20 protein-coding genes and 5 pseudogenes are annotated in these 24694 nt (G+C 70.5%); 14 read left to right on the top strand and 11 right to left on the bottom strand.

Annotation, left to right across the window (positions count from 1 at the left end; genetic code table 11):
* The first annotated feature begins 138 nt into the window (after positions 1–138).
* Together ACWDNY_RS09195 and ACWDNY_RS09190 are read left to right on the top strand one after the other, a co-directional pair.
* Positions 139–972: pseudogene (locus ACWDNY_RS09195) on the top strand (IS5 family transposase).
* A 59-nt stretch (positions 973–1031) separates the two neighbouring features.
* Positions 1032–1369, top strand: a pseudogene (locus tag ACWDNY_RS09190) (transposase); the annotation flags it as partial.
* A gap of 17 nt (positions 1370–1386) precedes the next feature.
* Here the strand turns inward: ACWDNY_RS09190 and ACWDNY_RS09185 are convergent.
* Both ACWDNY_RS09185 and ACWDNY_RS09180 read right to left on the bottom strand, forming a co-directional pair.
* Positions 1387–1512, bottom strand: a pseudogene (locus tag ACWDNY_RS09185) (transposase); the annotation flags it as partial.
* A 54-nt stretch (positions 1513–1566) separates the two neighbouring features.
* Positions 1567–1704 (bottom strand): annotated as a pseudogene (locus tag ACWDNY_RS09180) (transposase); the annotation flags it as partial.
* A gap of 470 nt (positions 1705–2174) precedes the next feature.
* Here ACWDNY_RS09180 and ACWDNY_RS09175 point away from each other — a divergent pair.
* Positions 2175–2690: a VUT family protein gene (locus tag ACWDNY_RS09175; RefSeq protein ID WP_451645088.1), complete on the top strand. Its 516-nt coding sequence runs from the start codon at positions 2175–2177 to the stop codon at positions 2688–2690.
* A 142-nt stretch (positions 2691–2832) separates the two neighbouring features.
* Here the strand turns inward: ACWDNY_RS09175 and ACWDNY_RS09170 are convergent, their stop codons facing one another.
* From ACWDNY_RS09170 to ACWDNY_RS09160, 3 genes are all read right to left on the bottom strand, one after another.
* Entirely contained in the window at positions 2833–3300 is a 468-nt protein-coding gene (locus tag ACWDNY_RS09170) for a hypothetical protein (RefSeq protein WP_451645087.1), read from the bottom strand.
* Between the two features lie 87 nt (positions 3301–3387).
* Positions 3388–4451 (bottom strand): IS630 family transposase gene (locus tag ACWDNY_RS09165; protein WP_451645086.1). Its coding sequence is split into 2 segments (ribosomal slippage): positions 3388–3995 and positions 3995–4451, totalling 1065 coding nucleotides; the frame shifts between segments, so codons are not numbered across the junction.
* Positions 4452–4484: 33 nt separating this feature from the next.
* On the bottom strand, positions 4485–5255 hold the full coding sequence (locus ACWDNY_RS09160) for a hypothetical protein (RefSeq protein ID WP_451645085.1): 771 nt from the start codon (positions 5253–5255) through the stop codon (positions 4485–4487).
* A 553-nt stretch (positions 5256–5808) separates the two neighbouring features.
* On the opposite strand from ACWDNY_RS09160, the gene ACWDNY_RS09155 reads away from it, so the two are divergent.
* The 3 genes from ACWDNY_RS09155 to ACWDNY_RS09145 all read left to right on the top strand — a co-directional run bounded on the left by ACWDNY_RS09155 (position 5809) and on the right by ACWDNY_RS09145 (position 9401).
* Positions 5809–6150, top strand: a complete 342-nt coding sequence (locus tag ACWDNY_RS09155) for an effector-associated constant component EACC1 (RefSeq protein ID WP_451645084.1) — start codon at positions 5809–5811, stop codon at positions 6148–6150.
* 3 nt (positions 6151–6153) lie between these two features.
* Entirely contained in the window at positions 6154–7944 is a 1791-nt protein-coding gene (locus ACWDNY_RS09150) for a caspase family protein (protein WP_451645083.1), read from the top strand.
* 191 nt (positions 7945–8135) lie between these two features.
* Entirely contained in the window at positions 8136–9401 is a 1266-nt protein-coding gene (locus ACWDNY_RS09145) for an MFS transporter (RefSeq protein WP_451645082.1), read from the top strand.
* Positions 9402–9772: 371 nt separating this feature from the next.
* Here ACWDNY_RS09145 and ACWDNY_RS09140 read toward each other — a convergent pair whose 3' ends face one another.
* Positions 9773–10579, bottom strand: a complete 807-nt coding sequence (locus ACWDNY_RS09140) for an SCO2400 family protein (protein WP_451645081.1) — start codon at positions 10577–10579, stop codon at positions 9773–9775.
* Positions 10580–10853: 274 nt separating this feature from the next.
* On the opposite strand from ACWDNY_RS09140, the pseudogene ACWDNY_RS09135 reads away from it, so the two are divergent.
* Positions 10854–11187: pseudogene (locus ACWDNY_RS09135) on the top strand (helix-turn-helix domain-containing protein); the annotation flags it as partial.
* A gap of 18 nt (positions 11188–11205) precedes the next feature.
* Here the strand turns inward: ACWDNY_RS09135 and ACWDNY_RS09130 are convergent.
* Positions 11206–12855 (bottom strand): amidohydrolase, encoded by a 1650-nt coding sequence (locus ACWDNY_RS09130; RefSeq protein ID WP_451645093.1) that lies wholly within the window; start codon positions 12853–12855, stop codon positions 11206–11208.
* 83 nt (positions 12856–12938) lie between these two features.
* Positions 12939–14417 carry an APC family permease gene (locus ACWDNY_RS09125; RefSeq protein WP_451645092.1) on the bottom strand — a complete coding sequence of 493 codons (1479 nt, stop codon included), beginning with the start codon at positions 14415–14417 and terminating at the stop codon, positions 12939–12941.
* A 233-nt stretch (positions 14418–14650) separates the two neighbouring features.
* Here ACWDNY_RS09125 and ACWDNY_RS09120 point away from each other — a divergent pair, with 233 nt between their 5' ends.
* Positions 14651–15352, top strand: a complete 702-nt coding sequence (locus tag ACWDNY_RS09120) for a TetR/AcrR family transcriptional regulator (RefSeq protein ID WP_451645080.1) — start codon at positions 14651–14653, stop codon at positions 15350–15352.
* 113 nt (positions 15353–15465) lie between these two features.
* Here ACWDNY_RS09120 and ACWDNY_RS09115 read toward each other — a convergent pair whose 3' ends face one another.
* Together ACWDNY_RS09115 and ku are read right to left on the bottom strand one after the other, a co-directional pair.
* Entirely contained in the window at positions 15466–15741 is a 276-nt protein-coding gene (locus ACWDNY_RS09115; RefSeq protein WP_451645079.1) for a hypothetical protein, read from the bottom strand.
* 150 nt (positions 15742–15891) lie between these two features.
* The gene (gene ku / locus ACWDNY_RS09110; RefSeq protein WP_451645078.1) at positions 15892–16941 is read right to left on the bottom strand and encodes a non-homologous end joining protein Ku; all 1050 of its coding nucleotides are present in this window, start codon (positions 16939–16941) and stop codon (positions 15892–15894) included.
* Positions 16942–17010: 69 nt separating this feature from the next.
* Between ku and ligD the strand changes: the two genes are divergently transcribed.
* Positions 17011–17892 carry a non-homologous end-joining DNA ligase gene (ligD, locus tag ACWDNY_RS09105; protein ID WP_451645077.1) on the top strand — a complete coding sequence of 294 codons (882 nt, stop codon included), beginning with the start codon at positions 17011–17013 and terminating at the stop codon, positions 17890–17892.
* A 497-nt stretch (positions 17893–18389) separates the two neighbouring features.
* Here ligD and ACWDNY_RS09100 read toward each other — a convergent pair whose 3' ends face one another.
* On the bottom strand, positions 18390–19193 hold the full coding sequence (locus ACWDNY_RS09100; protein WP_451645076.1) for a nuclease-related domain-containing protein: 804 nt from the start codon (positions 19191–19193) through the stop codon (positions 18390–18392).
* 99 nt (positions 19194–19292) lie between these two features.
* Here ACWDNY_RS09100 and ACWDNY_RS09095 point away from each other — a divergent pair, with 99 nt between their 5' ends.
* The 5 genes from ACWDNY_RS09095 to ACWDNY_RS09075 all read left to right on the top strand — a co-directional run bounded on the left by ACWDNY_RS09095 (position 19293) and on the right by ACWDNY_RS09075 (position 24415).
* Entirely contained in the window at positions 19293–19799 is a 507-nt protein-coding gene (locus ACWDNY_RS09095) for a protein-tyrosine phosphatase family protein (protein ID WP_451645075.1), read from the top strand.
* 217 nt (positions 19800–20016) lie between these two features.
* Positions 20017–20184, top strand: coding sequence for a hypothetical protein (locus tag ACWDNY_RS09090; protein WP_451645074.1), 168 nt, complete (start codon positions 20017–20019; stop codon positions 20182–20184).
* Entirely contained in the window at positions 20181–21554 is a 1374-nt protein-coding gene (locus ACWDNY_RS09085; RefSeq protein WP_451645073.1) for an FtsW/RodA/SpoVE family cell cycle protein, read from the top strand. The genes ACWDNY_RS09090 and ACWDNY_RS09085 overlap by 4 nt, the downstream gene beginning before the upstream one ends.
* Before the next feature lie 199 nt (positions 21555–21753).
* Entirely contained in the window at positions 21754–23211 is a 1458-nt protein-coding gene (locus ACWDNY_RS09080) for a penicillin-binding transpeptidase domain-containing protein (protein WP_451645072.1), read from the top strand.
* Between the two features lie 265 nt (positions 23212–23476).
* Positions 23477–24415: an AurF N-oxygenase family protein gene (locus ACWDNY_RS09075; RefSeq protein ID WP_451645071.1), complete on the top strand. Its 939-nt coding sequence runs from the start codon at positions 23477–23479 to the stop codon at positions 24413–24415.
* The last annotated feature ends 279 nt before the right edge of the window (positions 24416–24694 follow it).

Raw genomic sequence — 24694 nt, 5'->3', positions numbered from 1 at the left:
CCTTCCTCTATGCCCCATCAGCCCACAAGTCACCCGATCCAGGACCCCGTTCGAACCAGACCGAGCGCACGACCGGATAGAGAACGGCCAGTTAGAACTCCTAACGATCTTCGAGGTGGTTGGATCACTCCGGGACCGATGATCCGGAGGTGCGGGGTGGCGCGGCCGAAGCCGTGGAAAGTCGACGACGAGCTGTGGGCCGTGGTCGAGCCGCTGCTGCTAAGGGTGGAGCGCCGGACTCGGCATCCCGGTCGCAAGCGGCATCCGGACCGGCTGGTGTTCCAGGGCATCCTTGCTCCACACCGGGATCGCCTGGGAGCACCTGCCGCAGGAACTCGGTTTCGGCTCCGGCATGACCTGCTGGCGCCGCTTGGTCGAGTGGTCCGACGCGGGGGTGTGGCCCCGGCTGCACGAGGTCCTCCTCGCCGAACTCCGCAGCGCGAACGCCCTGGACTTCTCCCGGGCTGCGGTCGACGGCTCCCACATCCGCGCGTTAAAGGGGGAGCCAAGACCGGACGAAGTCCCGTCGACCGAGGCAGAACCGGCAGCAAGCATCACCTGATCACCGACGCCACCGGCATACCGCTCGCCGCCGCACTGACCGGCGGTAACCGGAACGACGTCACCCAACTGATCCCTCTGCTCCAGGCCGTGCCGCCCGTGCGAGGCAAGCGCGGTCGGCCCCGACGCCGCCCGGACGTGGTGCTGGGCGACCGCGGCTACGACCACGACAAGTACCGCCGACTGGTCTGGGACCTCGGTGTGAAGCCGTTGATCGCCCGCCGCGGCACCGACCACGGCTCCGGCCTCGGCACCCAACGCTGGGTCGTGGAGCGCGCATTCGCCCACCTTCACTGGTTCCGCCGACTGCGGATCCCCTGGGAGATACGCAACGACATCCACGAAGCCTTCCTCACTCTGGCCTGTGCGCTGATCTGCTGGCGACGCCGGAAGTCATATAGGAGTTCTTAGCGCGGATTGCCGGGACTGTAAATCGTTCGGTGTAACTCCCGATCATGGAGGATGCATCGATGACCAGTGAGAACGTGGCCGAGGACGAGGTCGGCGATGCGGCAGTGACTGTGTCGGCGAAGGCTGTGGACGACGAGCTGGTGGGCCGGGCCCAGGCCGAGGGCCTGCAGCTGACCGGCGAGGGCGGGCTGTTGCAGCAGCTGACCAAGCGGTTGCTGGAGTCCGCCCTGAAGGCGAGATCACCGACCATCTCGGCTATGACATTCGTGATCCGGCGGGCAAGAACGGCGGCAACTCGCGCAACGGCACACGCTCCAAGACCGTGCTGACCGACGTGGGGCCGGTAGAGATCGTCGTGCCTCGCGATCGGGATGGCTCGTTCGAGCCGAAGATCGTGATGAGCATGGTCATCGACCACAGGACGACGCTCTCGCTGGTGTCGGCGCGCCGTTCGTAGTCACGAACCAGGCGCCGGCTGCGCAGGAGCCAGGCGAAGGATCTTTCGAGGACCCAGCGGCGGGGCAGGACCTTAATGCCGCGGGCGCCGTCGCTGCGGCGGACGATGTCGAGGACGACTCCGAGGTGCTCGTAGACCCGGTCCCACGGCGGGAAGTGGGCGGCCATTGCCCGCCACTTGATGCCATTGTCCATGAGGTAGCGCACCGTGTCGATCATCTGCCGGTGGCAGTAGCTCTCCGGCCGGCCGCCCCGGCCTGTCAGCCATCGGGGCACCGGTAGCAGATCGCGCTCCAGTGCTCACTGCGCGTCGCTCTTGTCCGAGTCGTACCGGGGCCGGCGCTCCGGCCGGTCGGCCGCGTTCCCGAACCGATGGGCGAGGCAGTCACACCCAGGAGTGGACGAACTGGACTCGGCGACCAAGACCACGCGACACTTCGACAACAGGGCCTCTTGCTTCTCGCTGGATTCGACAACCGCGAGCTACCAAGAGGCCCTTCTTCCATGCATCTGCACCGGCCGACTCACCCGAACCAGGCCCTTGTTCGAACCCCTCCGACCACACGGACGGATAGAGAACGGTCAGTTAAACACCCCCGGAACCAAGCATTCCCCCAACACCACAGCACGGACTGACGCCTTGTGGATGTCAGTGCCATGCGCTGTACTGTCTGCACGTTCGTCTCACCGCCCGTCCGCCGTTAAAGCCGAGCGCAGCACCTCACCACCGAGACAGAAAGTAGATCGTGAAGGCCCCCGCTCCTGCCGGTATCGCCACACTTATCGCCTACATCGCCACTATCCCGGCCGCCAACTTGGCCGTCACCCATTTCGGCGCGGTACCCGTCGGCCTCGGTTACGTCGCGCCTGCTGGCGTCTACCTCGTCGGCCTGGCGCTCGTCCTGCGCGACCTTGCACGCGAGGCGACCGGCAGAGGCGCCATTCTTGCCGCCATAGCCATCGGCACCGTCCTCTCCTACCTCCTCGCCGACCCCGGCCTCGCCACTGCCTCAGCGGTTGCCTTCGCCGTAGCTGAGACCATGGACTTCGTCGTTTACGAACCCCTGCGCCGGAGAGGACTTCTGGTTGCGATACTTGCCTCGAACGCCGTCGGGCTTATCGTCGACAGCCTCCTGTTCCTCCACCTTGCCTTCGGCTCCCTTAATTACCTGCCTGGACAAATCCTCGGCAAAACGTGGATGACTTTCGCGGCCGTCATAGTCCTGGCGCTACTGCGGCGCCGTTACCGCGTTATCGCCTAAGGCTTCCAGCCTGCCATTCACGCATGGCAGGTACCGCCATGGCCTGCGCTAAGGCCGTGGGCAGGGCTCAACTGGCCGCTACTGAACTTGAATGGGTGATGTCGGGCTGGACGGCTGCACTTGGTTCCTGCTGAGACTTGAGTCAGATGTGGGCTCTGATCTGCTTCACCGGGTGCCCGAGGGTGTCGCCGATAGTGGCCAGTTCCTCGTCGCCGAACCAGTCACGTTCGGGGTTCCAGATGGCTATCTCGAAGCGGGCGAAGCCGCACGGCCAGTCGTAGTCCAACACGTCCAGCGACGTGGCAGTGCCGCAGCAGGGCACTTCCACGGCCAAGGTGTCGAAGCCGTCCTCACAGTGGCTTTCCAGCAGGTCGGCGTACCACTCGGAATCGATCGAAGCACCGGAGTGCGGGCAGCCGATCCGTTCCAGGTTGTCGCCGCAGTCGACGGGTGTGAGGCCGTCGTGCCAGGTGACGTCGATCTCGACTTCCACGCCATCGGGCAGGCCGGGAGCCAGGTCCGCGGCAAGCGCGGCAGTCCGCTCGGCCGCCGCCCGGTCGGGCTGCCACTGGGGATCGGTCGGAATGATCGACAGGACGTCGTCGCTCACGGGCTCACTCAATTCGTCGGGCACAAGTGTTCGGCGGGGTGTCGCGATCGTAGGGCCACGTGGCAGGCCGGCCGTTCCCTGGGTTCGTTACTCGTGAATGGCAAGGCCAGTGCCGGCGAGGCAGCCGTCGACTATGTCCGGTCGATACTGGATCTGCTTGAGCCTGCGATTGACGGCCTTGGTGATCTGGGCCAGGTGGGCCGCGGCGAGCTTGCCGACCTCTCGCTTGACCAGCGACCAGATGCCTTCTTGCGGGTTGAGGTCAGGTGCGTACGCGGGCAGTTGGAAGATGGTGAGCCAGTGCACGTTCGCAGCGGCCCACTCCCTCATCCCGGCGGTCAGGTGCAGCCGAACGTTGTCCCAGACGGGCACGATCGGGCCGCCAAGCTGGATGCGAGCTCGGACAAGCAGATCCCGCAGATCGCGCCAGCCGAAGCCCTTCGGCTCGTCTTTGCGACCGCGGTACTCGCGGACGGCGTAGATCAGCCGCGATCGTTCCCCGCACCTATAGCAGACCATGCCTGCCATCGAGACCCGTCCGGATCCCCGCCCGCGGACCCGCACCACCGGAGTGCGGCCGACCCGGCCCCAGGTCCTGGCACGCGGCGGCATCATCGACTGCCCGGCCTCGTCCTGAAAGACGATCCAGGCTCCGAGCGCCGCCGCGGTGCTCTTACCCGCGGCCAGACCTCCTTCTTCCACAGCTCGACCGCTTCGTCATCCCGCTCGATCGCCCGCCGAGCGGGCTGCTGCCATGACCAGCCGTGCCGCTTCAGCAACTGCCAGGTGCCCTCCACGGTGTATGAGACATGGAAGAGGCGACCGATCAGGGTCTTCACCCGCGCCAGCGTCCAGCGCTGATCTGCCCAGCCGTGGACCAGCGGTCCCCGCTCCAACTCACGTTCCAGCCTGTTGACGCGGGCCGCGCTGAGCTTGGGCCGTCCCGGCGAGCCTGCGGATAGCAATCCCGCCTCGCCTCGCTCCCGCCAAGCCCGGCGCCATCGCTCGACCGACCGCTCACTGACCCGCAGCGCGGCCACGATCTCCCGGTTCTTTTCCTCGCGTTCAAAGCGCTCCACGGCCTGCAGCCTGACCCGCTCCCGGGCGGCCCTCCCCGCGGCGGTCAACCCGCCGCCCTGCGCATACCTCACGCCCAGATGGCTACCAGCGCCGAACAGCACCCGTCAGGCAAACCGCCCCGACATCACCCGTTCAAGTTCAGTACTGCCGACCCGATAGCTGCCCTGCGCGTCGAACCTGTGCCGTGTCTTGTCGGAGAGGCGGACGGTGACGGTGTAGTCGTCGGTGTTGTAGTCCACGACTCGGGCGTTCTCCGACGTGGCCGTACGGGCCAGGCGGTCGTCTGTCCGGTCGTCCACGACGACAGTCGTGATCAGGGCACCGGCCACCGCGCACAGGATCACCCCCGCAATTCCGCGGACCAGGCCCCGGCGCCAAGGGCGGACGTCGTCCGTCGCCGGAGCCGGCAGCGTGATGCCGCCGGCCGCGTCGGGCACGAGCGAGCGTTGGCGGCCGCGCGCCCGCAGCCGCGCCACGACGGCCGCCCAGCCCCAGCACAGCGCCGCCACAACGACGGCGTCCGCGATCTTCTCGGCCGGCCCGCCCAGCCAGACATCGGGACTGCTCATCCAGATCAGCAGCAACGGAGCGGACACGAGCGCGAGTTCCGGTAGCACAAACAACCACACCAGGTGCGGCAGGAAGAGCATCGATCCGGCCGCATCGAGCCAGTCCGCCCCACAGGGCGCTGCCACCGTGCACATCGGGTCGGGCAAGAACATCCAGGCCGCCATGACCACGGCCACCAGCAGCACCACGGCCGGCCCCACCGGCCGCGCCCACGCGGGCACCCGGACGTCCGCCCACCGCCTGGCATCGGCGAACAACCAGGGGCGAGCCGAGACATCCGCATCCGGCACTGAACTCGTCGTCACCCGCGTATTATTCGCCGCGGTTGTATGCCCCCTGCGCCTGGGGCCACCCCGAGTAGTACGCCCGATGGCGAGCGCCGACCAACGCTGCTGTTGCGGGTTCTCACGGCAGTGGTCCGGTGTCGCCACGCTCACCTGCCAGCTCACCAGCAGCACAGAGGTATCGGTTTCGGCCGGAACGAATCCCTCTAGATCAAGCGCTGACCAGTACGGATGCCGAAAGTAGAGGGTGGAAGTCAGTCTCACTGACTCCCGCCCTCTCTCGTTGTCTCTCAGCCTTCGCGACACACCTCCGACACACTCTTCAGCCGCACCATGCCGGCGGCGGGGAAGATCGACAGCAGTAGTCGCGGTGCAAGGCGCGCACTCCCTCACGATCTCGGCCTGCTGACCCGTGGCTTCCGCTTTCTCGGCCACCACCCGGACTTCCGGCGTCACCTGGCCGGCATTGTCCGCTCATACCACGGCGGCCGGTACAGCCGCTCAACTTCCTTATCTACTGCGCAGGCGTGAAAAGAACCCAATATGATCCCGGCCACACAGCAAGGGAGACGCAGTGGCTGGTCAGGTCATACGGGTCCGGTTGGACGGGAGCGCCGACGAAAACGAGGTCATGGCTCTGAAAGCCTGGCTGGAACGTGAGAAGCCGCTGGAAGAGCTTGTGCGTAGCGGCCACTTGCACATTGAGGAGCAGGTCAGGAAGGACACGCCCACGGGCCAGATGGGGTCCGGCTGGGAAATCGTCCTCCACGTCGCCGAGACCTTCACCGCCGCCGTGGCCCTGGCAGAACAGACAGAGCGCGCGATCAACGCCTGGCGCGCCAACCGTCGCAGGGCGGGACAGGATGAACCGCCCAATCCCCAGGTCGAACCGCCACGGGGCTCCGACGAGGAATAGCCAGTGAATCTTTTCGATCCGCGCGGGAAAGAAAACAGAGCACTGATCGTCGGCGTGTCCGAGTACGACAACCCCGACCCTTTCAGCGGCGTGCCTGGGAATCTGCCGACAGTGCAGACCAACCGCACCGGACTCAAGGACGCGTTGCACCGCGGTGCGATGTTCGACGAGGGACAGATCACCGTGTGCGCCTCGCCTACGTACGACGGCTTCTGGGACGCTTTGCAACGGGCCGCCCAAGAGGCCGAGGGGTTGCTACTGCTCTACTTCGCCGGGCATGGAATCCTGTCCGTAGACGGCAGCAAACTGTTCCTACAGATGCGGAACGCACAGGTAGAGCCCGGAGGAAACGACACGTTCCCGGGTGCCGCTCCCATAACTGATGTGCTCAACAAACTCGCCAACAGCAAAGCCGAGCGGATCGTAGTGATCCTCGACTGCTGCTACGCGGGCAATGCGGCTGAGGCCTGGCAGAAGATGCGGGACCCGCGCAAGAAGCGCAAGATCCTGCTGCTGATGAGCGTTCAGTCCAACCGCCCCATCAGCGAGGACGGCGGCGATGGCACACCCTTCACTCGTGAACTCGTACAACTGCTCGAACAGCAGCAACAGTCGACACTTCTCGCTCTGTACAGGGAGCTGCAGGGGTGTCTACAGATATTGACGGTCGAGGGAGGGGACCGGCAGGAGCCTCAGGGGGCGTGGGAACCGGGCATGGACGTCCTGCTGCGGCCTGGACTGCCGCCTCAGTCCGCCAACGGAGATGCCGGCGGGGACGACGGTGGACGCCACGGCGACGAGCGCAAGGACCAGCCCCATCCCCTTCGAATCCGTCGCGGCATCGCGTTCATGAGCATCGCGTTCGTGATCATCGCCTGCCTCACCCTCCTCGCCGCCACTGGAGGCATCCCGCCCATCTGGAGTGAACCACCTGAGGGCAACCCTCCCACCGCCTCTTCCAGTCCCACCCCTTCCCCTCCACCTGACGACGACGAGGACAGGGAAAGCTTTGCGCGACTCAGAGCTGCGCAAGCCGGCACAAAGATATGGAGAGTCGGCGTAAAGGTGGGCCAGCCAGGCCTGAGCCAGCGGGGAGGAGGAAAGTGGAGCGGTAAGGAGATCGACTACGCGAAGGTCATCCTCGGCGCATTGGGTATCAAAAAATATTACTTCAAGGGCGTAGACACATCCATGCGAGCAGAGGAGCTGAACAGCAGAGGGGTCGACATGTTCGTCGGGACCTACGGAATATCACCTGCTCGGAAATTAGGCACGCCCGGGAATCCTGCCGTGATTTTCGCCGGACCATACTTCAAAACGGACCAAAAAATTATGCTGGAGCATTACCCAGGGTCCAAGAAGCTAAACGAGGCGAGAATCCGGGGAAAGCGCGAGCTGGTGCGCGGAATCTCCGACATCCCCAATAACGCTCGGCTGTGCGTGGTCAAGGGGTCCAGCGCAGAAGAGTACCTGCAACACGACAAGGCAAGGTTGCCGTACATCGAGCATCGAACCGACTACGACCTGTGCATCAACGGGCTCGACAGCATTTTCGATGCGGTACTGACAGACGAAGTAATCCTGCAAAATTTCAAAAAAGGCGGCAAATATTTCATCGCCGACTACGCCTTCACCGAGCCCGAGGAATACGGAATCGGACTGAACGTCAGCGACACCCGCGTCAAACGTGAGATCTGTAAAGCGATGAAAGCCACAGAGGCGAAAAGGGACGCCATCTACAAACCTCTGCAGGGCGAGGGTTACTCACCTCCCGACATGGACGAATGCGGTTGATCCACGCCGCCGCGTGCACTGTGCTGCGGCTACGTGACTCCACCCTCGACCCTGACAAGGGCCGTCCCGTACGACGGTGAGCAGCGCCCCGGGCCGGGCCCGGCCGGTGGCCGCCCACCCCACCGCGCGCAGCGTGTGCGACCTGGCGCGGGCCGGTGGCGGGTGTGCGGCGGCGGACCTAGCTTCGGATCATGGACTCGACGAGCAGCGGGCCAGAGCCGGCGACGGCCCGCCTGTCGGCCGGCCTTGTCGCCCTGGCCTGGGTGACTCAGTTCCTGGTGGGGACCGACCTCTTCGTGGTGGCGCCGCTGCTGCCCGACATCGCCGCCTCCCTGCATGTCGCTCCGGCCAGTACCGGTCTGCTGATCACGGCGTTCTCCCTGGCGTACGTGGTGGCATCGCCGTTCGCGGGCTGGCTGAGCGACCGCTATGACCGCGCCCGGATCCTGGCGGGTGGGTTGGTGTTGTTCTCGCTGGCCAATGTCGCCACCGCGTCGGCTCCCTCCTTCGGGCTGCTGCTGGCCACCCGAGTGGTCGCCGGTGTGGCGGCGGCGGCCACCGGACCCACGGTGTACGCGCTGGTCAGTACTCGTGCGCAGGCAACGGCGCGGGCTCAGGTCCTGGCGGTCGTGGGATCGGGTCTGCTGACCGCGTTGTGGGTGGGTGCCCCGGCGGGTGCACTGCTGAGTCGGCACACGGGCTGGCAGGCGGCGTTCGTGATCCTCGCCGCCGGCACCTGCGTACTGGCCGTCCCGCACGCCTTCGTCTGGCGCTCCGGCCCGACCCCTGCCCCGACCGCCGGCAGTAGGGCCGCCGCGGGCAGCGGGGGTGCCGGCAGCACGCCGGGTGCCGGTGAGGCGGTTGTCGGCAAGCAGGTGCCCAGTGGGCAGCAGGGTGCGGGTACGGCGGCCTTCGCGGTCGCGGTCACTGCTCTGTGGGCGTTCTCCGTCTACAGCCTCTACACCTTCCTGGCCGTCGCCTTGCATGCCGACGGCAGGGCGGCCGACGTGTCGTGGCTGCTGGTGGCGTACGGCGTCGCCGCTGTCGTGGGCGGGCAGGCGGGAGGCCGGCTCGCCGACCGGGCCGGTGCGGTGCGCGTCACCGGCGCGGCTCTCGCCCTCATGGCCGCGGCCGAGACCGCAGTCGCTCTGGTCCTCCCGTCCACCTGGGCGCTGACGGTCGCGCTGGCCCTGTTCGCGCTGGTCGCTTACGCCTTCTTCCCCGCTCAGCAGCGGCATCTGGTGGACACCTTTCCCGAGCGGGCGACAGGGATGCTGTCGTGGAACAACAGCGCCCTGTTCGTCGGGTTGTCGCTGGCCGGTGCGATCGGCGGACCGGTCGTGCACGCCTACGGCTATCCGCGGCTGCTGTACCTGGGGGCGGCCGTGGCCGTACCGGCCTGTCTGCTCACCCGCCACCGCCCGGGTGACCGCCGGCGGTCCCGGCCCGGGCACTGACCTCCCGACCCGACGGGGCCAGCCAGGTCATACCGAACCGGTGCGCGAGGCATTTGCCCATGACGCGATCCTCCTCATGGAAACCGGCGGTGATGTCAGGGGGCCTCTGGAGCAGGCAGCACGGTCGCACTCCGCGGGCATGGGGATCACCGGCCTCCGTGCCCGCCGGCACCCGGCCACACCTCTGCCGAACGCTCTGGAGACGAGGTGCGGGTGCGCGCGTTGTTCGCGACCGGGCCCTTGATCCGAGGCCGAAGTCCGCAGGCGGATCGAGACCGCCCTGCCCCATCACGCGTGGGGCGTGGCGCCGAGACGGCCGGTCTCCCTGAGGCTCGGCTGCCGGCAGACGAATCCGGAACCCGCACCCTGGATCAGCCACGGGCGCCGCCTTCGGTGCTTGGTGAGGCACTGACTGTGGGGGAAGCGCTGACTCCGCCGGAAGGCCTCACGGACGGTGACCTGGAGGGCGTCGCCGTCCGCGACGTCGAACCGGGGCGGCTGCTGGGAGGCCGGGGTGTCGGGTCGGCCTTCACAGGTGGAGGCGAACTGGTGGTGGCAGCGGGAGTCCGGACAGTCGGTGATTCCCGGTGGGACGCCGTCGGTCGCGGGCGCGAAGGACGGTCACCGATCGTGCCCCGGCGACCTGCTCGGGACGAGTGTGTGGCCGTGGGCTCCGGTGGAGTCGGTGATTGGGCGGCCTGGAACCGGGACTCGTCGGGGATCGGATGTTCCGGTATCCGCGCCGCTCGCGGGCTTGTCTGCTCGGGCAGCAGCGACGCAGTGGCCACGCCGCCGAACAGGGTGAAGGCCGCCGCGACAAGCGCCAGGCCGGCGTGCCTCTTCAGCCTCCCCGGGCGGTTGCGCCCGGCACTCGGTGCAGCTTGCGGGAGGTCCGGGGGCCACGACACGTCGGGTACCTCATGGGAGCCCGGTTCCTGACCGAAGTGGACCTCCGGCACGGCGGTGTTCACGGCTGGGGCGCTGTTGTCGCGGTCGATCGGCTGCGCGGGTCGGGAGCCCGGTTCCTGACCGAAGCGGGCCTTCGGCACCGTGGCGTTCACCGTTGGGGCGCTGTTGGCGCAGTCGATGGTCTGCGCGAGTTCGGAGTCGTATGCCCCGCACTCCGGGCACGTCACAGTGCCGTTGAGGGTGCGGCTGCACGGGATGCAGTAGTCCATGGGCCAGACAGTTCAGCGCGTCGGTCCGCCGGGGACTGCGTGGGCCGGCGGGCCTGATCGGGCGGCGGACGGGAGATGCCACGTGGTTTCGTTCGGGGTGATGCCTGCCATGTGTGAACCTCACTCACCGGTGTGCAGGTGGGTCATCGGTTACTGAGGTCAACGGTTCGGAAAGAGGCAGCGCTCAGCCAACGGCTGAAACGTGGGGTAGGTAACTTCGCGCTGAGGGAGCAACCGGCCAGGGTGGACTCGCAGCGCCGGCGGTGCGTCGGAACTGTCCTGGACAGCCCCGTTGGCCGGGCTGAGCCCGACGCAGTTTCGGGAAGCTGGTGATCGTTCTGCGGCGCCAGGGCGCGGATGCTGTTCGCGAGGGCCGGGGGCCGTGGAGTCTTCCGCTCGAGGACCAGGCCCTGCTGGTCGACGCCGATTGGCGCACAAACCTGACCATGCGGCGGCTCGCCTCGCCGATCGGGGTCTCAAAGTCGGCGGCAGACCGGATCATGTACCGCCTCGGGCCGATGCTCGCGGTTCAGCCCCGCAAGAGGTTCGTTGAAGACACCGTACTCATCGTGGAGGCCGCCACCCGCGACCGGACCATCGCCGAGCGGCCGTCGCGGCGGCCTACGTCAGGCGTCGGAGGCCGCGTACACCCGCCGGCCGCCGACGAAGGTCTGGGACACCGCGGCGGACGCGATCTCCTCGGCCGGCAGGGCGAAGACGTCCCGGTCGAGGACGGTGAGGTCGGCCAGCTTGCCGGGCGCGATGGTGCCGGTGTCGTCGAGGTGGTTCACGAAGGCGCTGCCGGCCGTGTACGCGCGTACCGCGGCGTCCAGCGGGATGCGCTGCTCGGGCAGGAAGACGGGGCGGTCGGAGTGCGGGGCCTGCCGGTTGACGGCGGTGTGCAACGCGGCGATCGGGTCCGGGCTGGAGACAGGCCAGTCGCTGCCGGCGGCCAGCACGGCGCCGCTCGCCAGCAGTTCGGCGAAGGGGTACTGGCGCGCGGCCCGGCGCTCGCCGAGGAAGGGGATCGTCAGCTCGTCCATCTGCGGCTCGTGCGCGGCCCACAGCGCCTGGATGTTGGCGGTCGCGTCCAGCGCGCGGAACCGGCCGATGTCGGCCCTGTCCACCACCTGCAGATGGGCGAGGTGGTGGCGGCCCGCGGACGGGCCGTTGACCCGCCGGGCGTGGGCGAGGGCGTCCAGCGCCTCGCGGACCGCCCGGTCCCCCAGTGCGTGGAAGTGCACCTGGAAGTCGCGCGCGTCCAACTCGGCGACGATCCGGCGCAGTTCGGCCGGGTCGACGAAGGAGAGGCCGGTGTTCGTGGAGGCGCAGCCGCAGCGCGTGAGGTAGGGCTCCAGCATCGCGGCGGTGCCGCTCTCCGCGATGCCGTCCTGCATGATCTTCACGGTGCCCGGACGGAACCGGCCGCACGTCAGCTCCTCGCGTCGGCGCAGCAGACCGTCGATCTGCTCCAGGTTCTGCGCCGGCTCCCACCACAGCGCGCCGCGGACCCGAGCCGTCAGCAGGCCCTCCCGCGCCGCCCGCAGATAGGCGCCCGAGGCATCGGCGGTGGAGGCGTGGTCGCCCAGCAGGGCGTCCTGCCAGGCCGTGATCCCGTACCCGTGCAGGATCTCCTGCGCCCGCAGCAGCCCCTGGAGCTGCTCCTGTGCGGTGACGGCGGGGGCGTGATCGGCCACGAGCGCCATCGCGGATTCCTGGAGCACGCCGCTGGGCCGGCCGTCCGGGTCGCGTTCGATGCGGCCGTGCTCGGGGTCCCGGCTGCCGGCGGTGAGCCCGGCCCGTTCCAGAGCAACGCTGTTGACCCACGCCCCGTGGTGGTCGCGGTTGACGAGGTATACGGGCCGGTCGGGTACGAGCGTGTCGAGCAGGTCGCGGTGCGGCACGCCACCGTCGAACGCCTCCATGGACCAGCCGCCGCCGACGATCCACGGTCGCTCGGGGTGGGCGTCCGCCCAGGAACGGATACGTGCGGCGTACGCGTCGGCGGTGGAGACGCCGGACAGGTCGCACTGGCCGATCTCCACGCCCGCCCCGACCGGGTGGACGTGCGCGTCCTGGAAGCCGGGCAGCAGCAGCCGGCCCTTCAGGTCGACGACTTCGGTGTCCGGGCCGATCAGGTCGCGCACCTCGTCCCCTCCCACGGCGACGATCCGGTCGCCGCGCACCGCGACGGCGCCGGCTCGGGGCCGGGCGGGGTCCACGGTGTGCACCGGGCCGCCGGTGAAGACGAGGTCGGCGGGGTTGTCGTGGTGCAGCAAGGGTGTCTCCGCTGGTGTGAGGAGGGCGGGTCGGGGCGGGGCAGGCCGGGTGCCCCGCCCCGTGGTGGGCGGGTGGGGTGTCAGTCCGCGGCGGCGGGCGCGCCCCTGCCGTCGGGTGCCAGGGTGAGCCGTTCGGCGTCGGTGCTGCGGCCGGTGGTGAAGTAGGGCGAACGGCGGTGCCACTTGGCGAAGGCGGCAACGCACAGACCCGAGACGACGAATGCCGAGACGAGCGTGAGCATGAACCAGCCGTTGTCCGGGCTGACCTCGAAGTGGTCGGCGCCGGTCGCGTACTGGTACACGAGGTAGCCGCCGAGCGCGAACAGGGACAGCGCGCTCGCCGCGGGGACGACGACGCTGCGCACCGCCCCGCGACCGCCGGGCCGCAGGTCGCCGCGGAACCGCACGGCGCAGGCCAGCGCCGTCAGTCCGTAGTAGAGGGCGACGATCAGCCCGATGGAGTCGACCGCGGTCAGGATCATCTCGTTGATCTGGTGGATGCCCACGGCGAGGATCGCCACGGCCGCCGCGAGAGCCATGATCAGCAGGGTGCCCGCTGCGGGCGATCCGTAGCGCGGGTGCACCCGCGTCCACAGCCGCCCGAGCACCTGGTCGCGCCCCATCGCGAGCGCGCCGCGGGCCGTGGGGATGACGCTGGACTGCAGCGAGGCGAAGGCCGAGCACATCAGGGCCGCGAGCGGCAGCGAGGCCCAGGGTTCCGGTGAGAGGCGTGAGCCGAGGTAGGTCAGGGCCTGCGGGCCCTCCTGGACGAGTTCGCCCTGCGACATGACCCGCTGGAAGGAGATCGACGCGAAGATGAACAGGCCCAGGACGCAGAGCAGGGCGATGATGCCGCCGCGCGCGGCGTCCGAGGCGTTGCGGGTCTCCTCGTTGACGGTGAAGGCCGCGTCCCAGCCCCAGTAGATGAACACGGCGAGGACGAGCCCCTGGGCGAGGGACTGGACGGAGCCGATCGCGAACGGGTTGAGCCAGTCGAACGAGAACGGCTGGTCGCCCACGATCATGGCCCAGGTGCAGAACACCAGCAGCACGGCGTACTCGAACAGCAGCAGCCACCACTGCAGCCGGGTCGCGGAGCGGACGCCCGTCACCGCGGTGACGGTCACGGTGACCAGGGCGACGAGGCCGACCGCCGCGCTGACCGCGGTCGCCCGCGGGTCCAGGCCGATGCCGAGCACGCTGTGCAGGCCGGCCTTGTTGGCGAACTGCAGGATCACCGATCCCGTGATGGTGCTCGTGTAGGCCATGAACACTACGTTGGCCACCAGCACCACCCAGCCGGTCAGGAAGCCGGGCCAGGGCCCGATGGACCGTCCCACCCAGGTGTAGCCGTTGCCGCAGTTCGGCTCGGTGCGGTTCAGCCGGGCGTACGACATCGCGATGCCGAGGATCGGTAGCACCGCGACGACCAGCAGCGCCGGGGTCTGCCGACCCGCGTACACGGCCAGCGCGCCGATCCCGATGCCGATGCTGGTGGTCGCCGCCGTACTGGACGCAGCGATGGCGACTCCGTCGCGCACCCCGAGAGTGCGGCGCATGGAGGTGTTCTCTGTGCTGTTCTCACCGATGACGGAGGCCAAGGTGCGCTCCTTCGCGGAGGGGCCGGCACGACGCGGGGGCATGCGCTCCGCGCGTCGGCGACCAGGCGGCGCGTTGCCGCCCGATGAATGGATTGCGCCGATGAAACAGCGCTGCCATCCTTACGTCAATAAGTTGTCATAAGGATCGGCGACGACACGACGTCCCCTGCCACCACTCCACGGAGCGCGCCATGACCGCACACGACCGGATCCCGGTCACCCGCCGACGGCGCCGTGTCACCGGAAGCGGCACGGTGCTGACCGACGAGCGCATCGTCACCACCGCCCTGGAGCTGATCGAGGCGCCGGGCGGCAGCGCGCTGAACGTCCGCCGCCTGGGCCAGGCCCTCGGCTGCGACCCGAGCGCCGTCTACCGGTACTTCGCCGGCACGGACGCGATCCTCCTGGCGGTGGCCGACCGGCTCATCGAGGAGTCCGTCGCCGGCTTCACCCCCAGCGCCAACTGGCAGGCATCTCTGCGCGAGTTCGGCGTCCGCGTCCACCGCTCGATGCTGCGCCATCCGCGCCTCGCGGTGCTGCGGGCCTCCCGCCTCACCACCCGCCCCGGCGAACTGCGCGCCGTCGACACGGGGGTGGGAATCCTGCTGCGCGCCGGCTTCCCCGCCGCCGACGCGGTGCGGCACTACCGCGCGTTCATCGACACCGTGCTCGCGCACGCGGCCGTCGACGCCACCGTCCAGGAGCGCGACGCGCGTCTGCGGGTCGAGGAGGAGCGGGCCTGGCAGGCCGCCTGCGACGCCCTATCGGACGACGCGTACCCCCATCTGCACCAGGTGCGCGGCCATCTCCGGCTGTTGACCGGCTCCGCGTTCGACGACGTGCTCGACGTGCAGCTGGCGCATCTGGCGCGACTGCGCCCGTCGTCGCGGTGACGCCGCCAGGACCTCACCGGACCGACGCCGGTCCGTCCTTCCCCACGGAGGCCGACCGCGTCTTCCCGGGCCGGCGCGAGGGCTGCAACGCGATCATGTTGAAGCGCCGGAGTTCACGCCTCCGGGTCGAGCAGCCGCTGCTGCACCTGCAGGACGAGGCCCAGGAGCCGGCCTTGGCGTATGCCCTCGGTCTGCATCCACTCGTCGAAGCGGGGGCGCAGGTACCGGGTCATGTGCGTGCCGTGGCGGCGCAGCACCGAGCGCCTGACGGAGATCTCCTCCTGCACCTCCCTGCGGAGGTCGTCCGTCCAGCCCTGCGCGCGGTCCTCTTCGGTCAAGGGGGTCTTGAGGGCCGTCACCGCCTCGTCGAGGGTGGTGAGCAGGGTCATGGCTTCTCCGGGGTGTCACGGGAACGCGATGCCGCACGGCCGCTGTCCCGCCGTGCCTCCCATGGCCGGCCGGCGCGCGAGCCACGCGTCCCCGCAGATACAACCGCATCCGGTGTCCCGGCCGCCACCAGCGGTGCGCCGTCGGCTCCGTCATGCCGTGCGCTTGCGGGCCGCCGTCTTCTTCGCCGTGGTCTTCTTGGCCGCCGTCTTGTCGGACGACGCCGTCTTCTTCGAGGTCTGGGCCGACGCGGACGCCGACTTCTTCGTCGACGCCGCCTTTTTCGCCGTCGTCTTCTTGGCCGTGGACGCCGCCGCCTTCTTGGCCGCCGTCTCCTTCGGCCTCGCGCGGGTGGTCTTGCGTTGCGGGAGGTGTCGGACCTCGGCGTGCTCCGCCTCCTCGGCGGCCGTCTCCCCCACGTCCTCGCCCCTGGACTGCTTCGCCGCCCGGACGCTGTTCTCCAGGGCCGCCATCAGATCGAGGACCTTGCCGCCCGCGGCGGGTTCGGCGGTCCCGGGCAGCGCCTCACCGGTCGTCTTCGCCGCGATGACCTCCTCGACGGCCTGGCGGTACTCGTCGTGCAGGTCCTCCAGGTCGACCTCGCCGAGGGTGTCCATGAGGGCGTCCGCGAGGTCGAGTTCCTTGTCGCGGACCGAGACGTTGGTGTCCGGGGCGATGCCCTCGGGGGCGCGGACCTCGTCCGGCCACAGCAGGCCGTGCATGGCGATGGCGTCGCCGACCACGCGCAGCATGCCCAGGCGCTCCCTCCCGCGCAGGGCGAACTTGGCGATCGCCACCTTCTGGCTGCGTTTGAGCGCCTCCCGCAGCAGCGTGTACGGCTTGGCGGCGGGGGCGCCGCTCGCGGCCAGGTAGTACGCGTTCTCCATCTGGAGCGGGTCGATCCGGTCGGCCGGGACGAAGGCCACGATCTCGATCGTCTTCGCGGTCGGGAGCGGCAGGTGGGACAGGTCCTCGTCGGTGATCGGGACGATGTCGCCGTCCGCGTCCTCGTAGCCCTTGCCGATCTCGCCCTGGGTGACCTCGCGGTCCTCCAGCTCGCAGAACTTGCGGTAGCGGATGCGGCCGCCGTCCTCCGTGTGGATCTGCCGGAAGGAGATGGAGTGGCTCTCGGTCGCGTTCACCAGCTTGATCGGGATGCTGACCAGGCCGAACGAGATCGCGCCGTTCCAGATGGATCGCACGTGCAGCACCTTCCGCATCGATGGGGGCGGCTTGGCAGATATGTCGCCATTTCGTGGTTTTCTTATCGTATGGCGCCGATCACAGTGGTGGAGGGGCGACGGCTCGCGCTCAGCAATCTGGACAAGGTGCTCTATCCCGCGACCGGGTTCACCAAGGGCGAGGTACTGCACTACTACGCGACGGTCGCCGACGTCCTGCTGCCCCATCTGCGCGACCGGCCGCTGTCCTTCCTGCGCTATCCGGACGGGCCCGACGGACAGCAGTTCTTCGCCAAGAACGTGCCGGCGGGTACGCCCGAGTGGGTGACGACGGCGGAGGTGCCCCGGGCGGAGGGGCCGGCGCGGATGGTGCTCGTGCAGGACCTGCCGAGTCTGATGTGGGCCGCCAACCTGGTGACGGAGTTCCACACCCCGCAGTGGACCGTCGACTCGCCGGAGGTGGCGGACCGGCTGGTGTTCGACCTCGACCCCGGGCCGCCGGCGACGGTGCTGGAGTGCTGCCAGGTGGCCCTGTGGCTGCGGGAGCGGCTGGCGCGGGACGGCATCGAGGCGTACGCGAAGACGTCGGGGTCGAAGGGGCTGCATCTGCTGGCCGCGGTACGGGGGGCGTCCAGTGAACGGACGTCCGAGTACGCGAAGGGGCTGGCCGTGGAGGCGGAGCGGGCGATGCCGGAGCTGGTGCTGCACCGGATGACGCGGAGTCTGCGGCCGGGGAAGGTGTTCGTGGACTGGTCGCAGAACGCGGCGCGCAAGACGACGGCGGCGCCGTACACGCTGCGGGCGCGGGCGCAGCCGTGGGTTTCCGCGCCGGTGACATGGGAGGAGGTGGAGGGCTGCAGGGGGGCGGGGGCGCTGGAGTTCCGGGCGGAGGATGTCGCTGCGCGGGTGCGGGAGCGGGGGGATCTGCTGGGGGGGCTGCTGGACGGGCGGCGGGCGGGGGCGTTGCCGTGAGGGAGTGCCTTGAGGGGGTGCCGTGAGGGGGCGTCCCCCGCCTCGGGTGATGCCTGCGGGGGAACGCCGAGCCGGGGGTGACAGTCCCCCCTGCCCGCCTGGACGTCGCGTGGGGTGCGCGGCCCGGCGTTGACGGGGTGCCGCCGCGCCCACCCGTGCCGCCCTGGCGGCACGACTGCCCGCGGTGTGCGGTGCACGCGACCGCTTCCGCGGTGTGCGGTGCACGCGACCGCCTCTGCGGAGAGCGTGCCCGCGGCTGCCCCGCGGTGCGGCGCGCGCGACCGGCCGCGCAGAGCGGTGCCCGCGGCTGCCCGCGGTGTGCGGTGCATGTGACCGGGCGCGGGGGGCGGCGTTCACGGCTGTCTGCGCTGTGCGGTGCGGCGGCGCTCGCAGGCCGGTCGCGGGGTGGGGGCTGAGGGTTGTCCGCGGAGAGCGGCTGCCTGCCGCTGCCCGTGGTGTGCGGGGCAGGCCCCCCCCCCGCGGGTCCAAGGGTGCGCTCAGACGTGCAGCCAGGTGCGGCGGTCTCGGGCCAGGGCGTGCAGGGCTCCCACGTCCGCCGGTTTCAGTACGCCGCCCAGGCGGGACAGGTTCGGCAGGTCCGTGTCCGTGAGGATGCGGACTCCGCGCGGCGGCGTGGTCACCCGCAGGTCCGCCGGGCCTGCCAGGGCCAGGACCGGGCGGACCTCGGCCGTCAGGGCGTAGGAGGCCCGGTCGGCGTCGGCGCGGACCCGGCGGAGCAGCGGTTCCGCCGGGCGGCGGCCGGGCGTGACCATCGGGTCGGCGACGAGGACCCGCTGCCTGCGCGCGTACACCGTGTGGACGGCGAACAGGCCGCCGGGGCCGATCACCAGGTGGTGGATGCGGCCGCCGCCGGGCAGCGGGACCGAGTGCAGGGTGTGCCAGCCGGCGCCGTCCAGGCGGTCCAGGGCCTCGCCGACCGTCTGCTCGGCCAGGAGCGCCCGCCGGCGCGGGTCCGGCCGCAGGCGGCGGACGGGAGCCGGCTCCCGTTCGAGGGCGATCAGCAGGGCCTCGCCGGGGCGGTTGGGCGCCAGGTCGTCGTCGGGGTGGAGGGTCAGCCGCGCGAGTTCCGCCGGGTTCGGCACCGGGGGCGGGCCGACCTCGACCGGGCCCGTCAGGAAGGGGCCGAGCACCTCCAGGACCTCGTCCCGGGCGTCCTCGCCGAGCAGGTTCACCCGGGCCGCCTCACGGTCGTACCAGGCGACGTTCCTGCCGTCCGCCCGGCAGACGTACAGACGCTCCTGACCGTGACGCCAGGTCGGTATGACGCGCAGCCCGTTCATGCATCATCACCCCACGACCATGGGAACAGGCGGGGTGCTCCAGGGGCAAGGACCCGGTTACCTTTGAGGCAGTCCGGGGGGCACTCACGGGAGGCGCCGTTGCGTACCCGCAGCAAGCAACCCGACGTACCGGTTCCGGACAGCGCGTGGAACGAGATCGTGCCCGGCCTGTGGATGGGCGGGCACGAGTTCAGGGGCCGCTCGGGGCACCTGGAGTTCGCCGTCGTGGGCAGTGAGTTCGATCTCGTGCAGACCCTGCTCAGGCTGCCGGGCCATGGACCCGGCCCCGGCGTCGAGCACCAGGTGTGGCCCATTCCCGACGGCCCCCTGGACGGCACGCAGCTGGCCGGGGTGATGCGGCTGGCCCGCGCCGCGTGCGACGCGCTGGCGCAGGGCCGCCGGGTGCTCGTGCGCTGCTACCACGGGTACAACCGCTCGGGCCTCGTCGTCGCGCACATCCTGGTCCGGCAGGGGTGTTCCTTCGACGACGCGATCGGGCTCATCCGCTCCCGGCGCTCGCCGTGGGCCCTGCACAACGACCTCTTCGTCGACTACCTGCGCGCCGGACTGCCGACCACCCGGCTGCTGGAGGAGCTCGGCGACTGAGCCCCGTTCGCCGCACTCCCCCACGCTTCCTTCCCGCACCCGGGCGGCAGCCGCACCGCCGGCCCCGCGGCCTTCCGTGCTCGCTCGAAAGGCGCAGCCGTTCCCTCCCACCGGCGGACGACGACGCCCCAATGGCGGGGCATCACGGCCTTGCGCCCTGTCGCGCCCTTAATCTGGCGATCGGCCAGGTTCGCCCGCCTCTGGTGGAGGTGCCCCCATGTCACCGCGCTCCCCCCTCACCCGTCCGGCCGTCGCGGCCGCCGGCGGTGGCCTGGTCACCGCGGCCGTCGTCACGCCCGCCGTGGCCGACGGCGGCCGGGACGGGACGGACACGGCGGACGCGACGACCGCCTCGGGTGCGTCTCCCGGCGGGTGCCCGATATGACCGAGACCGGAACCGCCGGTGTGACCGTGCCGGCCGCGGACCCGCCCCGGCCGGCCGCTGCCCGTCTCCCCCGGCGCCGTGGCGTCGAGCTCGCCCTCATCGTGCCGGCCGTCCTGCTGCCCGTGTACGGCTACTGCGCCGTCGGTCTGGCGCAGTACGGCAGGGTGCCGCCCGGGGCGGCCGGGTACGGCGCCGGGCTCGGCGGCCTCGCGCTGCTCGCGCACCTCGCGGTGCGGCTGCGGGCACCGTACGCCGATCCGCTGCTGCTGCCCATCGGCGTGCTGCTCAACGGCCTGGGCCTGGTGCTGATCTACCGGCTGGACCTGGGCACGCCGGGCGACCGGGCGGCGCCGGTCCAGCTCGTGTGGTCCACGCTCGGCGTCGGCCTGTTCATGCTGGTCGTGCTGGTGCTGCGCGACTACCGGTGGCTGCAGCGCTACTCCTACCTCTGCGTCGCCGCCGCGCTCGCGCTGCTGACGCTGCCCATCTTCTTCCCGGCGGTGAACGGCGCCCGCATCTGGATCCGGCTCGGCGGCTTCTCCATCCAGCCGGGCGAGTTCGCGAAGGTGCTGCTGGCGGTGTTCTTCGCCGCCTACCTGGCCGCCAACCGCAACGCGCTGGCCTTCGCGGGCCGCAGGGTGGGGCCGCTGCGGCTGCCCACGGGCCGCGTGCTCGGCCCGATCGTGACGATCTGGCTGCTCAGCGTCGGGGTCCTGGTGCTGGAGCGGGACCTCGGCACGTCCCTGCTGTTCTTCGCCCTGTTCGTCGTCCTGCTGTACGTCGCCACCGGCCGCACCGGCTGGGTCGCGGTCGGGCTGCTGCTGGCCGCGGTGGGCGCGGTGGCCGTCGGCCGGCTGGAGCCGCACGTGCACAGCCGCATCGAGGACTGGCTGCACCCCCTGGCGTCGATCGAGGCGGGACAGGGCCCCAACCAGGTGGCCCAGTCACTGTTCGCCTTCGCGGCGGGCGGCCTGCTCGGCACCGGGCTCGGCCTCGGCCACTCCCCCCTCATCGGGTTCGCGACCAAGTCGGACTTCATCCTGGCGACGGCCGGCGAGGAGCTGGGACTGGCCGGGCTGTCCGCGGTGTTCCTGCTGTACGCCCTGCTCGTCGAGCGCGGCTACCGGACCGGTCTCGCCCTGCGCGATCCCTTCGGCCGGCTCCTCGCGGTCGGTCTCGCCTCGATCGTGGCGCTCCAGGTGTTCGTGATCGCGGGCGGGGTGACGGGGCTGATCCCGCTGACCGGCATGGCGATGCCGTTCCTGGCCCAGGGCGGCTCCTCGGTCGTCACCAACTGGGCGATCGTGGCGCTGCTGATCCGGGTGAGCCACGTGGCCCGCCGGCAGTACGACGGGCACATGGCGCCGTGAGCGGGCACTTCGCCGTCGGTGACCTTGCGAGCGGTGGCTCTGCGAGCAGTGCCCGTGCGAGCGGTGGCGCTCCGGCGGGCGGCCGCCCCACCTGCGGCTCCGCGGCCGGGGGCTCAGGGGCCGGGGGCTCCGGGACCAGGGGCTCCGCTACCAGCGGCCTCCGGACCGGTGACCGCGTGACATGCGAGGAGACCGTGCCGTGACCCGGTACATCCGACACGCCACCGCCTTCTGCCTGCTGCTGCTGGTGGCGCTGCTGGTGCACACCGCCTGGCTCCAGGTCGTCCAGGCCCCTGCGTACGGCGCCAACCCGGCCAACCGCCGGCCCGCCATCGCGCGTTACGCACAGCCGCGCGGCGAGATCCTGGCCGGCGACCGGCCGGTCACCGGGTCCCGGGACACCGGCGAGCAGCTCCGCTACGAACGGACCTATCCGGACGGGCCGTTGTACGCGCCGGTCACCGGGTTCGCCTCGCAGCGGTACGGCACGACGTTCCTGGAGAACGCCGAGGACGGCGTGCTCTCCGGCGCCGAGCCGGCGCTGTCGGCGTTCCGGCTGTTCGACGGCCTCACCCGCGCGCGGCCCCCGGGCGGCCACGTCGTCACGACCATCGACCCGGCGGCGCAGCGGGCGGCGTTCGAGGGACTGGGCGGGCGCAAGGGAGCGGTGGCCGCGATCGAGCCGTCGACGGGCCGGGTCCTGGCGCTGGTGTCCACCCCGTCGTACGACCCGGCGGAGCTGTCGGGGAACGGGCCCGCGGTGGTGGCCGCGTGGAACCGGCTCAACGGCGATCCGGAGCAGCCGATGCTCAACCGGGCGGTGCGGCAGACGTATCCGCCGGGTTCGACGTTCAAGGTGGTCACCGCGGCGGCCGCGCTGGACACCGGCGTCGTCACGGATGTGGACGCGCCCACCGACTCGCCGGACCCGTACACCCTGCCCGGGACGACCACGCGCCTGGCGAACGAGGCCGACGGCTGTGAGAACGCCTCGCTGCGCCACGCCTTCGAGTGGTCGTGCAACACGGTGTTCGCGAAGCTGGCCGTGCACGTGGGCGTCCACGACATGAGGCGGACGGCACAGCGGTTCGGCTTCAACGACAAGGGGCTGGACATCCCCTTCCCGGTCGCGCCCAGCACCTTCGACTCGCGGGTGGACCGGGCGCAGTTGGCGCTGTCGTCCATCGGGCAGTACAACACGCGGGCCACGCCGCTGCAGATGGCGATGGTGGCGGCGGCGGTCGCCGACGACGGCCAGGTGCGCACGCCCTACCTGGTGGAGCGGACGACCCGCGGTGACGGCGGCACGGTGGCGACGGCCGGCTCCCCGCCGGCGCGTCAGGTGATGCGCCCCACGACGGCCGTGCGGCTGCGGGAGCTGATGGCCGACGTGGTCGCCGAGGGGACCGGGATGAACGCCGCGATCCCGGGCGCGCTGGTGGGCGGCAAGACCGGTACCGCCCAGCACGGAGTCGGCAACTCGGGTACGCCGTACGCCTGGTTCGTCTCCTGGGCGCAGGGCGAGGAGGACACGGATGCGAGGGTCGCGGTCGCCGTGGTGGTGGAGGACGCGTCGGCGCGGCGGGGCGACATCAGCGGCGGCGGGACGGCGGCGCCGATCGCGAGGGCGGTGATGACGGCGGTGCTGCGGTCGTAGCCGGTACCGCCCCGTGCGTCGGCGGGCCGCGGCGCGCCGGCGTCCGTCAGGCGGCGGGTCCCCCCGGCCTGTGCCCTGCCGGTCTTCGCGGTCGTGCCGTACGGGCGCAGCGCGGGCGGACCGTGCAGGCTTCGGGTAGACGCGGAGTCAACAAGTCGTGCGCAGGGGATTGACGAGCTTGCTGACAGGCAGTCTCATAAAGGAACCGCCGGGTGACAACAGGCGCGGCGCCCGGACTCATCCCCGTACGACGAGGTGGACAGCCATGACGACCGTGACGGAAGCCGACGCGCTCGCAGGCCTGCGCGACGCGCTCGGCCTGCTCAAGGACCGGGAGCAGGTGGCCGAGCGGCTGCTCGTCTCTTCCGCCAAGCACTCCTTCGATCCGGACAAGGAGCTGGACTGGGACGCGCCCTTCGAGGAGGGCAAGTGGTTCTGGCCGCCGGAGCTGGTGTCGCTCTACGGCACGCCGATGTGGAAGAGGATGAGCGAGGAGCAGCGCATCCTGCTCTCCCAGCACGAGGCCGCGGCGCTCGCCTCGCTGGGCATCTGGTTCGAGATCATCCTGATGCAGCTGCTCGTCCGGCACATCTACGACAAGTCGGCCACGAGCGCGCACGTGCGGTACGCCCTGACGGAGATCGAGGACGAGTGCCGGCACTCGAAGATGTTCGCCCGGCTGATCTCGCACGGCGGGACGCCGTGGTACCCGGTGAGCCGGGTCCACCAGAACCTGGGGCGGCTGTTCAAGACGATCTCCACGACGCCGGGCTCCTTCACCGCCACGCTGCTCGGTGAGGAGGTCCTCGACTGGATGCAGCGGCTGACCTTCCCCGACGAGCGGGTGCAGACGCTGATCCGGGGGGTCACGCGGATCCACGTCGTGGAGGAGGCCCGCCACGTGCGGTACGCCCGCGAGGAACTGCGGCGGCAGATGATGACGGCGCCGAGGTGGTCGCAGGAGTTCACACGGGTCACCTCCGGCGAGTTCGCCCGGGTGTTCTCCGTCGCCTTCGTCAATCCGGACGTCTACACGAACGTCGGCCTGGACAAGCGGGAGGCCATGGCGCAGGTCAAGGCGAGCGGGCACCGCCGCGAGGTCATGCAGACCGGCGCCAAGCGCCTGACCGACTTCCTCGACGACATCGGCGTGCTGCGCGGGGTCGGCCGGCGGCTGTGGCGGTCGTCCGGACTGCTGGCCTGACGACGGGAAGCCACCCCACCGCGGGCACGTACCGCGGCGGGCACGTACCGCGGCGGCGGCCCGGCGCGAGGTGCCGGCCCCCGCGCCCCCGCCGGTGCCGGCCCCGTGCCGGTGACCGGACCGGCGCCGGTCCCCGCTCCGGCGGCCGTGCGGGGCCGGGGCCCGTCCCCCGGCCGGACCGGCGCCGTGCGCCCGACGCGCGCGGCCCGACCCGCGCCGATGCCCCCGGCGGGCGCCGGTCCCGCCGCGGCCGCGCACCGCACGCTCCGGGAGTCACCG

The organism is Streptomyces sp. NPDC003697, assembly GCF_053587115.1.
Note: the sequence above shows the minus strand (reverse complement) of the source record. Positions and strands in the feature narration are given on the sequence as shown.